Annotated in this window: 7 protein-coding genes; 3 read left to right on the top strand and 4 right to left on the bottom strand. The window is 69.4% G+C overall.

Translation table 11 applies throughout. The features are described 5' to 3' along the window. Positions 1 to 77: 77 nt before the first annotated feature. From QMK28_RS08750 to dnaK, 4 genes are read right to left on the bottom strand one after another with little or no spacing between them, the layout of a single operon-like run. On the bottom strand, positions 78 to 542 hold the full coding sequence (locus QMK28_RS08750) for a heat shock protein transcriptional repressor HspR (RefSeq protein WP_326436463.1): 465 nt from the start codon (positions 540 to 542) through the stop codon (positions 78 to 80). A gap of 1 nt (position 543) precedes the next feature. Further along, a complete protein-coding gene (dnaJ, locus tag QMK28_RS08745) occupies positions 544 to 1,752 on the bottom strand; it encodes a molecular chaperone DnaJ (RefSeq protein WP_326436462.1) in 1,209 nt (402 codons plus the stop codon). A 54-nt stretch (positions 1,753 to 1,806) separates the two neighbouring features. Beyond that, positions 1,807 to 2,502: a nucleotide exchange factor GrpE gene (gene grpE, locus QMK28_RS08740; protein WP_326436461.1), complete on the bottom strand. Its 696-nt coding sequence runs from the start codon at positions 2,500 to 2,502 to the stop codon at positions 1,807 to 1,809. Beyond that, on the bottom strand, positions 2,499 to 4,370 hold the full coding sequence (gene dnaK / locus QMK28_RS08735) for a molecular chaperone DnaK (protein WP_326436460.1): 1,872 nt from the start codon (positions 4,368 to 4,370) through the stop codon (positions 2,499 to 2,501). Before dnaK ends, grpE begins: the two co-directional genes overlap by 4 nt. A 318-nt stretch (positions 4,371 to 4,688) precedes the next feature. On the opposite strand from dnaK, the gene QMK28_RS08730 reads away from it, so the two are divergent. The 3 genes from QMK28_RS08730 to QMK28_RS08720 all read left to right on the top strand — a co-directional run bounded on the left by QMK28_RS08730 (position 4,689) and on the right by QMK28_RS08720 (position 9,110). Further along, positions 4,689 to 6,935 carry a (Fe-S)-binding protein gene (locus QMK28_RS08730; RefSeq protein WP_326436459.1) on the top strand — a complete coding sequence of 749 codons (2,247 nt, stop codon included), beginning with the start codon at positions 4,689 to 4,691 and terminating at the stop codon, positions 6,933 to 6,935. Positions 6,936 to 7,251: 316 nt separating this feature from the next. Next, positions 7,252 to 8,646, top strand: coding sequence for an FG-GAP repeat domain-containing protein (locus QMK28_RS08725; RefSeq protein WP_326436458.1), 1,395 nt, complete (start codon positions 7,252 to 7,254; stop codon positions 8,644 to 8,646). 113 nt (positions 8,647 to 8,759) lie between these two features. Further along, positions 8,760 to 9,110 (top strand): PRC-barrel domain-containing protein, encoded by a 351-nt coding sequence (locus tag QMK28_RS08720; RefSeq protein WP_326436457.1) that lies wholly within the window; start codon positions 8,760 to 8,762, stop codon positions 9,108 to 9,110. Positions 9,111 to 9,478 lie beyond the last annotated feature (368 nt).

The following is a 9,478-nucleotide window of genomic DNA, read 5'->3' as shown; positions in this document are numbered from 1 at the left end:
GGCCGGAAGAGCGTCTGCTCTTCCGCCCCACGCCGTTGTCCGCCGGACGGAAGTGGTCAACCAATGCGGTCACCGCATCAGTCGTTGCGCTTGGGCCGCCAGACAACCAACGCGCTCGTCTGCTGCACATCCGTATAAGGCACCAGATCGCGCCGATACGAAGCATGCACCGCAGCCTCGCGCTGCTGCATCGAGACCGTAGCGCCCTCGACCGCCCGCTGAAGCTCCGCGGCGCGCGCCTGAAGCGCCGCCACCTGGTTCTCCAGCTCGATGATGCGCTTGATGCCCGCGAGGTTGATGCCCTCGTCCTGCGAGAGGCGCTGGACCTCGCGCAGCAGGCTGATGTCGCGCGCCGAGTAGCGGCGGCCGCGGCCGGCCGTGCGGTCGGGGGAGACCAGGCCGAGGCGGTCGTACTGCCGCAGGGTCTGCGGGTGCAGGCCCGAGAGCTGGGCGGCGACGGAGATGACGTAGACCGGGGTTTCCTCGGTCAACTGATAGGGGTTGTGACCCCTGCTGCGTCCCGGTACACCTCGGCCGTCCATCTCATGCTCCCTTCGCGGCCTGGAACAGCTCCGCCCGCGGGTCGTCGTCCGCGGTCGCCTCCCGGTAGGACTCCAGGGCGTCCCGCGCCTTGTCGTCGAGATCCTTGGGTACCACGACTTCGACGGTGACCAACAGGTCGCCGCGGGAGCCGTCCTTGCGGAGAGCGCCCTTGCCGCGGGCCCGCATCGTACGGCCGTTGGGCGTCCCCGGGGGGAGTTTCAACGTGACCGGCGGGCCGCCGAGGGTGGGGACCTTGATCTCGCCGCCGAGCGCCGCCTCCGGGAAGGTGACGGGGACGGTGACGGTGAGGTTGTCGGCCTTGCGGCCGAAGACCGGGTGCGCGTCGACGTGGACGACGACGTAGAGGTCGCCGTTGGGGCCGCCGCGCTCGCCCGGTGCGCCCTTGCCGCGGAGCCGGATGCGCTGGCTGTCGCTGACTCCCGCCGGGATGCGGACCTGCATGGTGCGGGAGCTGGTGGCGCGGCCGCTGCCCTTGCACACCTCGCAGGGCGTCTCGGCGATCAGGCCGCGGCCCTTGCAGTCCACGCACGGGTCGGTGAGCGAGAATCCGCCACCGCCGCCGCGGCTGACCTGGCCGGTGCCCACGCAGGTCGGGCAGACCCGCGGGGTGCCGTTCCTGTCGCCGGTGCCGGCACACGCCTTGCACGCGGCGGAGCTGGACATCCGCAGCGGGACCGTGGCCCCGTCAACCGCCTCGGTGAAGCTGAGCGTCACCTCGGACTCGATGTCCTGGCCGCGGCGCGGCTGGACGCGGGTGCCCTGGCCGGGCGCCCCGCCCCGGTTGAACAAACCGCCGAAGACGTCTCCGAGGCCGCCGCCGAAACCGCCCGCTCCCGCGCCACCGGCTGTGCCGGGCCCGCCCTGGGCGCCTCCGAAGAGGTCGCCCAGGTCGAAGTTGAAGCCGCCGGGGCCGCCCGCGCCGCCGCCCGGTCCGGCGCGGAATCCGCCGTTGCCGAACAGCGCGCGCGCCTCGTCGTACTCCTTGCGCCGCTTGGGATCGGAGAGGATGTCGTTGGCTTCGGAGACTTCCTTGAAGCGCTCCTCGGCCTTGGCGTCACCCTTGTTGGCGTCCGGGTGGAACTCGCGGGCGAGCTTCCGGAACGCCTTCTTGATCTCGGCTTCGGTGGCGTCCTTCGGGACGCCGAGAACCTTGTAGTAGTCCTTCTCCACGAAGTCCTTGGTGTTCATCCCCGACGTCCCTCCTCTCTGTTCACCGCGCTGTGCGATGCACTGCTCATGGCGTCAGCCCTGATCCGGGGCACCGCTTTCGTCGTCCGGCGCGTCCTCGTCGGCGTCCTCGCCGTCCTTGACCGGTGTAGCACCCGGCTGCGGTTCGGCGACCGCGACCCGCGCGGGGCGGATCGTACGCTCACCGAGGCGATACCCCGGCTGGAGGATCGCGACGCAGGTGGTCTCGGTGACGTCGGGGGCGTAACTGTGCATCAGGGCCTCGTGCACCAGCGGGTCGAAGGGCTCGCCCTCCTTGCCGAACTGCTGCAGGCCCATCTTCGCGGCTACGGTCTCCAGCGACTCCGCGACGGACTTGAAGCCGCCGAGCAGTTCGCCGTGCTCCCGGGCGCGGCCGATGTCGTCGAGCACCGGAAGCAGCTCGGTCAGCAGGGTCGCGACCGCGATCTCCTTGACGGTGACCCGGTCCCGGTCCACCCGGCGACGGTAGTTCTGGTACTCGGCCTGGAGCCGCTGGAGGTCCGCCGTGCGCTCGTTGAGCGCCGAGCGGGCCTGGTCCAGCTGCGCCGTGAGGCCTGCTGCCTGCTGGGCCGCTGCCTGTTGGGCTGTCTGCTGTGCGTCGTCCCCGGCCGGGGCCGCCGGGTCCGCCTGCTCGGCGGATCCGGCGGCTTGCGCCGCATCGTCAGGGGTCTGTGCGGCGTCGGAGGGGACGTCGGGCTCCTGCTCGAAGCCCGGGGTCTCCTCAGTCACGCGGCGTCTCCCTTGGTCTTCTCGTCGTCGACGATCTCGGCGTCGACCACGTCGTCCTCGGCCTTGGCCTGGTCGGCGCCGGGCTGACCGTCACCGGCCGCACCCGCGCCGTCGGCCTGGGCGTTGGCGTACATCGCCTGGCCCAGCTTCTGGCTGACCGCCGCGACCTTCTCGGTGGCCTCGCGGATCGCCGCGGTGTCCTCGCCCTCGGCGGTGGAGTCGCCCTTCAGCTTCTCCTTGAGGTCCTCGACAGCGGTCTCGACCTCGGTCTTGACGTCGCCGGGGACCTTGTCCTCGTTGTCCTTGAGGAACTTCTCCGTCTGGTAGACGAGCTGCTCGGCCTGGTTGCGGGTCTCCGCGGCCTCGCGGCGCTTGTGGTCCTCTTCCGCGTACTGCTCCGACTCGCGCATCATGCGGTCGATGTCGTCCTTCGGCAGCGCGGAGCCGCCGGTGACGGTCATCCGCTGCTCCTTGCCGGTGCCGAGGTCCTTGGCGCCGACGTGCATGATGCCGTTCGCGTCGATGTCGAAGGTGACCTCGACCTGCGGGACGCCACGCGGGGCCGGCGGCAGGCCGGTCAGCTCGAACATGCCGAGCTTCTTGTTGTACGCCGCGATCTCGCGCTCGCCCTGGTAGACCTGGATCTGCACGGACGGCTGGTTGTCCTCGGCCGTCGTGAAGATCTCGGAGCGCTTGGTCGGGATCGTGGTGTTGCGCTCGATGAGCTTCGTCATGATGCCGCCCTTGGTCTCAATACCCAGGGACAGCGGGGTGACGTCGAGCAGCAGGACGTCCTTGACCTCGCCCTTCAGGACACCGGCCTGGAGCGCCGCGCCGATGGCGACGACCTCGTCCGGGTTCACGCCCTTGTTGGCGTCCTGGCCGCCGGTCAGCTCGCGGACGAGCTCGGCGACGGCCGGCATACGGGTCGAGCCACCGACCAGAACGACGTGGTCGATCTCGGACAGCGCGATGCCGGCGTCCTTGATGACGTTGTTGAACGGGTTCTTGGTGCGCTCCAGCAGGTCAGCGGTGAGCTGCTGGAACTGCGAGCGGGTGAGCTTCTCGTCCAGGTGCAGCGGGCCCTCGGCCGACGCTGTGATGTACGGGAGGTTGATCGTGCTCTCGGTGGACGAGGAGAGCTCGATCTTCGCCTTCTCAGCGGCCTCGCGGAGGCGCTGGAGGGCCATCTTGTCCTTGCCCAGGTCGACGCCGTGGCCGTTCTGGAACTGCTTCACCAGGTACTCGACGACGCGCTGGTCCCAGTCGTCGCCACCGAGGTGGTTGTCTCCGTTGGTGGCCTTGACCTCCACCACGCCGTCGCCGATTTCGAGCAGCGAGACGTCGAAGGTGCCGCCGCCGAGGTCGAAGACCAGGATCGTCTGGTCGTCCTTGTCGAGCCCGTACGCCAGCGCCGCCGCGGTGGGCTCGTTGACGATGCGCAGGACGTTGAGGCCCGCGATCTCGCCGGACTCCTTCGTCGCCTGACGCTCGGAGTCGTTGAAGTAGGCCGGGACGGTGATGACCGCGTCCACGACCTTCTCGCCCAGGTACGCCTCGGCGTCGCGCTTCAGCTTCTGCAGGATGAAGGCGCTCATCTGCTGCGGAGTGAAGTCCTTGCCGTCCAGGTTGACCTTCCAGTCAGTGCCCATGTGGCGCTTGACCGAACGAATCGTCCTGTCGACGTTCGTGACCGCCTGACGCTTCGCCACCTCGCCGACGAGCACCTCGCCGTTCTTGGCGAAGGCGACGACGGACGGCGTGGTCCTGGCGCCCTCGGCGTTGGTGATGACGGTGGGCTCACCGCCTTCGAGAACAGAGACGACGGAGTTCGTCGTACCCAGGTCGATGCCGACCGCACGTGCCATTTTGGAGCCCTCCAGATGCCTTGAGTGGAACAGGCTCAAGGGTGCACGATCCGAAATCTCTTGTCAACAGACCTGAGTCGGACCCACTCAACTTTTATACCCGTCTTACTGTCACCAGGAGGAAGCGACACGCCGAAACCCCACCCACGCCCGACCCCGGCGGCCGACGCAGGGTTGCCTGAGCGACACAGATCACCGGCCAGGCGGCTACAAGGGGTCCGGGATCATCGGTAACCTCAGCGAAGACCAGAAAAGTTACTGCTTAGTAATTACCCTTTTTGTTGGCAAATCCCGCTCTCGCAGGTTCGAGGAGCCCCCATGCAACTCGCCGCGATCATCGTGTCGCTGGTCCTCACCGTGGTCGGCGTTGCGCTGCTCGGCCGCGTCGTCGCGCAATTCGCCCGGTTCTTCAAGCTCGGCCAAGCCGTCCCGGCCGGCAGCCGTACCGGTGACCCGGTGCGCCGCAGCCTCGTCCTGGCCAAGGAATTCCTCGGCCACTCCAGGATGAACCGCTGGGGCATCGTCGGCGTCGCCCACTGGTTCGTGGCGGTCGGCTTCCTGACGCTGCCGCCGACCCTGCTGCAGGCGTACGGACAGCTCTTCCAGGCCGACTGGGTACTGCCCGTCATCGGCGACTTCCTGCCGTTCGAGATGTACATCGAGTTCATCGGTCTGATGACCGTGCTGGGCATCGTCATCCTGATGGCGATCCGGCTGCTCAACCTGCCCTCACGGGCCGGCCGCAAGTCGCGCTTCACCGGCTCCAAAGCCTGGCAGGCGTACTTCGTCGAGTACGTCATCCTCACCATCGGCCTGGCGATCCTGGCCCTGCGCGGCCTGGAAGGCGCGATCCACCACGTCGAGAGCTACGACGCCTCGTACTTCGTGTCGTACCCGCTGGTGCTGGCCTTCAAGGGGCTGAGCGTCCCCACGCTCCAGACGCTGATCTACTTCACCGCGATGATCAAGATCGGCGTCTCGCTGATCTGGGTGATCACGGTCTCGCTCAACACCAACATGGGTGTCGCCTGGCACCGCTTCCTCGCCTTCCCCAACATCTGGTTCAAGCGCGAGGCCGACGGCGACGTCGCCCTCGGCGCGCTCCAGCCGATGGTCTCGGCGGGCAAGGAGATCGACTTCGAGGACCCGGGCGAGGACGACCAGTTCGGCGTCTCGCAGGTCGAGCACTTCTCCTGGAAGGGCCTGCTCGACTTCTCCACCTGCACCGAGTGCGGCCGCTGCCAGTCACAGTGCCCCGCCTGGAACACCGGCAAGCCGCTCTCCCCCAAGCTCCTGATCATGTCGCTGCGCGACCACGCGCACGCCAAGGCGCCGTACCTGCTCGCGGGCGGCGGCAAGGACGACGAGGGCAACGAGAAGGCCACCCCGGAGCAGCTCGCCGACGTCCCCGCCGCCGCGCTCGCCGAAGCCGAGCGCCCGCTGGTCGGGACGCTGGAGGAGAACGGGGTCATCGACCCCGACGTGCTCTGGTCCTGCACCAGCTGCGGCGCGTGCGTCGAGCAGTGCCCGGTCGACATCGAGCACATCGACCACATCGTCGACATGCGCCGCTACCAGGTGATGATCGAGTCGTCGTTCCCCAGCGAGGCCGGGACGATGCTCAAGAACCTGGAGAAGAAGGGCAACCCCTGGGGGCTGGCCAAGAAGCAGCGGCTCGCCTGGGTCAAGGAAGTCGACTTCGAGGTCCCGGTCGTCGGCCAGGACGTCGAAGACCTCAGCGAGGTCGAGTACCTCTACTGGGTCGGCTGCGCCGGCGCCCTGGAGGACCGCGCGAAGAAGACCACCAAGGCATTCGCGGAACTGCTCAGCATCGCGGGCGTCAACTTCGCGATCATGGGCGGCGAGGAGAACTGCACCGGCGACTCGGCGCGGCGGCTCGGCAACGAGTTCCTCTTCCAGCAGCTCGGCCAGCAGAACGTCGAGATGCTGAACACGGCCTTCGGTGAGGACGCTGAAGAGGGCATCAAGGTCGGGAAGTCCAAGAAGAAGATCGTCGCGACCTGCCCGCACTGCTTCAACACCATCGCCAACGAGTACCCGCAGCTCGGCGGCGAGTACGAGGTCATCCACCACACGCAGCTGCTCCAGCACCTGCTGGACGAGGGCAAGCTGGTCCCGGTGACGCCCGTCGAGGGCCTCATCACCTACCACGACCCCTGCTACCTGGGCCGGCACAACAAGATCTACACCCCGCCGCGCGAGATCATCGCCAAGGTGCCCGGGCTGCGCAACGAGGAGATGCACCGGCACAAGGAGCGCGGCTTCTGCTGCGGGGCCGGCGGCGCCCGGATGTGGATGGAGGAGCGGATCGGCAAGCGCATCAACAACGAGCGCGTCGACGAAGCCCTCTCCCTCAACCCGGACATCGTCTCCACCGCGTGCCCGTTCTGCCTGGTCATGCTGACGGACTCGATCAACGGCAAGAAGAACGACGGCTCGGCCAAGGAGTCCATCAAGGTCGTGGACGTGGCCCAGCTGCTCCTCGAATCGGTGAAGACCCCGGCCGACCCGGCGGACGAGCCGGAGCCCGCACCGGTGAAGTAGTGGAGTGAGCGGGCGGAGCGACCGGGCGAAGTGAGCCCGGCGAGCCTGTGACGACGCCGGCGGCCGGCACTGCCTCAGGGCGGTGCCGGCCGCAGTCGTTTCCGGGGGCTGCCCAACCCCGGACCGACTCCGCCCATTTACCGCTCATTGCCGCCCATTGCCGCCCGATCCCGACCGGTCCGTTGTCTTTCCGCAATCAGCGCCCGGCAGCATCATGGGAAAACTGTTGTCGGGCGGTACGGACGGGGTGGGTTGTGCGCATACGGACCAGGGCGACGAAGCGGTGTCGGGCCGTGCTGCCGACGGGTGGCGGGCGGTGACGCGCAAGGTCCTCACCTCCGTGATCGCCCTCGCGCTGGTGCTCCTCGCGGGCGTCGGCATCCGGGCCTGGACGGCGTCCGACTCCCCCGGCAAGGGCGGCGAGGCGCGCGGGAGCGACGGCCCGACGGTCGCCAAGGCCCGGCACGCGCCCGTTCCGCCGGCCCGGCGAGTGCCGCGCGGCAAGGGCGGCAAGCTCGACGACGACTTCAACGGGGACGGGTACCGCGACCTGGTCATCGACGAACTCGTCAAGCGGCGGCAGGACGTGCACGGCGACGACGCCGGCATCGGGATCGTGTACGGGACGAAGGCCGGCGGACTGGACCCGGCGGTCCGGCAGTTGCTCAGCCCCGCGCGCAACGCCACCGCCACCAAGGGCGTGCTGCCGGCCGCCTTCGACGCGCAGACCAGCTGCGACCTGGACAAGGACGGCTACGCGGACCTCGTGATAGGCGCGGACCCGCCGTACGACGGGATCGGCACCCCGCCGGTCCCCTTCCAGATCCTCTACGGCGGACCGCACGGGCTGACCGGCAAGGCCGTGAAGCTGCGCGTGCCCAAGAACGCCCGCGCCGGACGGGACTGGCCGGACCACCCGGTCTGCGGCGACTTCGACGGGGACGGCGGCCCGGACCTCGCGCTGACCGCCGGCGCCCGGAAACTGAGCTTCCTGCGCGGTCCGTTCAGCCGGTCCGGCGCGCCTCGCGGGGCGAGTGGACCGGTGCCCGTACGGGGAAGCGTGCTGCTGAGCCCCCGGCCGCTGGCCGATGTGAACGGCGACGGGTACGACGACCTGGTGGTGCGCGCGGGCGACGCCCGCAAGGCGCGCGGCAGCAGCCTGCTGCTGGGCGGACCGACCGGCCCCGGCAAGCCCGGCGCGGAGTTCAGGGCCGGGTACGACCTGGCCTTCGGCCGGTTCGGCGAGCGGGCGGCCGGGGATGTGGCGGTGGGCGAGCGGGGCCGGGTCTCGGTCCGGTACGACCTGCCGGGCGGCCGGCGGTCCACGATCGCGCGGGCCGGCGGCTTCGGGCGCGCCCTCGACGCGGGCGACGTGAACGGAGACGGCCGCACCGACCTCGTGGTGACCAGCGGCGAGGGCGCCGACGCGCGGCTGACGCTGCTGCGGGGCCGCGCACGAGGGCTTTCCGCCGCACAGGCCCGCGTACTGCCGACGAACGGAGGCTCCGGGAAGGCATCGGGGGTGACAGGCACCTCCGTCCTGGGGCTAGCGGACTTCGACGGCGACAAGCGGGCCGACCTCGTCGTCCGCACCCAACAGGGCGTCGCGCAGGACTCCGTCACGGTCTTCACGGGCACGAAGGACGGCCTGGCCCCGAAGCCCGGCCACGGCTTCAGCACGGCGATGTTCTCAGCATCCTCGGCCGGTTGACGTTTGGCACCCGACGGGCGGGTACTCGATGCGATGCAAGCCCCGGCGAGGGAACGACCCCTCCCGGCGGCCGAGCGAACACCGGACGAACATCGAACGAGAGGAATCCTGCCGTGACCGACAACATGTGGGGCTACCAGCCGAGCGCGGGCTACGCGGCCGGTAGCGACCTGATCGGCTACAAGGTCGAGGCCACCGACGGCGAGATCGGCAAGGTCGACAAGCACTCCGACGAGGTCGGCTCGGCGTACATCGTCGTCGACACCGGCGTGTGGATCTTCGGCAAGCACGTCCTGCTCCCGGCCGGCACGATCTCCCGGATCGACACCGCCGAGCGGAAGATCTACGTCGGCCGCACCAAGAGCGAGATCAAGGACTCCCCGGAGTTCGACAAGGACAAGCACGTGGGCGACAGCGGCTACCACCACCAGCTCGGCAGCTACTACGGCCGTCCGCGCAGCTGAGCCCCGCAAGCACCAGCTGAGAACGGCCGCACGACTGCGGCCCCCGCGATCCTGCCTGCCGCAGCATGCAGTGAACGGACCCGTCATACCGACAGGGCGCCCGCTGTCGGCCGCCCCCGCCCGCCTGGTGAGGGCGGGGCCGACCCACGAACCGGCCCCGAGGGCGCGACGAGACGGGAGCCGTGGCCCGGCCCACGAACCGACCCCGGGGCGCGACTCAACGGGAGAGGCGGGGCCCCCGGAACCGGTTCATGGGCCGGCCCCGGAGGCGCGACGAGACGGGAGGGGGCGGGGCCGGAGGGGCGGTAGGTCCTGGACGCTGTCGTGTATTTGTGGGCCGCCAGGCCCGTAAATACACGGTCCAGGAC

Origin of the sequence: Streptomyces sp. H27-D2, from assembly GCF_035828615.1 — a bacterium.
Lineage (GTDB): Bacteria > Actinomycetota > Actinomycetes > Streptomycetales > Streptomycetaceae > Streptomyces.
The sequence above is the reverse complement of the archived record's forward strand: the minus strand, read 5'-3'. Positions and strand labels throughout refer to the sequence as shown.

Coding starts and splice junctions, on each gene's coding strand:
- dnaJ (WP_326436462.1), bottom strand. CDS start 1,752: ATGAACACCAAGGACTTCGTGGAGAAGGACTACTACAAGGTTCTCGGC.
- dnaK (WP_326436460.1), bottom strand. CDS start 4,370: ATGGCACGTGCGGTCGGCATCGACCTGGGTACGACGAACTCCGTCGTC.
- QMK28_RS08730 (WP_326436459.1), top strand. CDS start 4,689: ATGCAACTCGCCGCGATCATCGTGTCGCTGGTCCTCACCGTGGTCGGC.
- QMK28_RS08750 (WP_326436463.1), bottom strand. CDS start 542: ATGGACGGCCGAGGTGTACCGGGACGCAGCAGGGGTCACAACCCCTAT.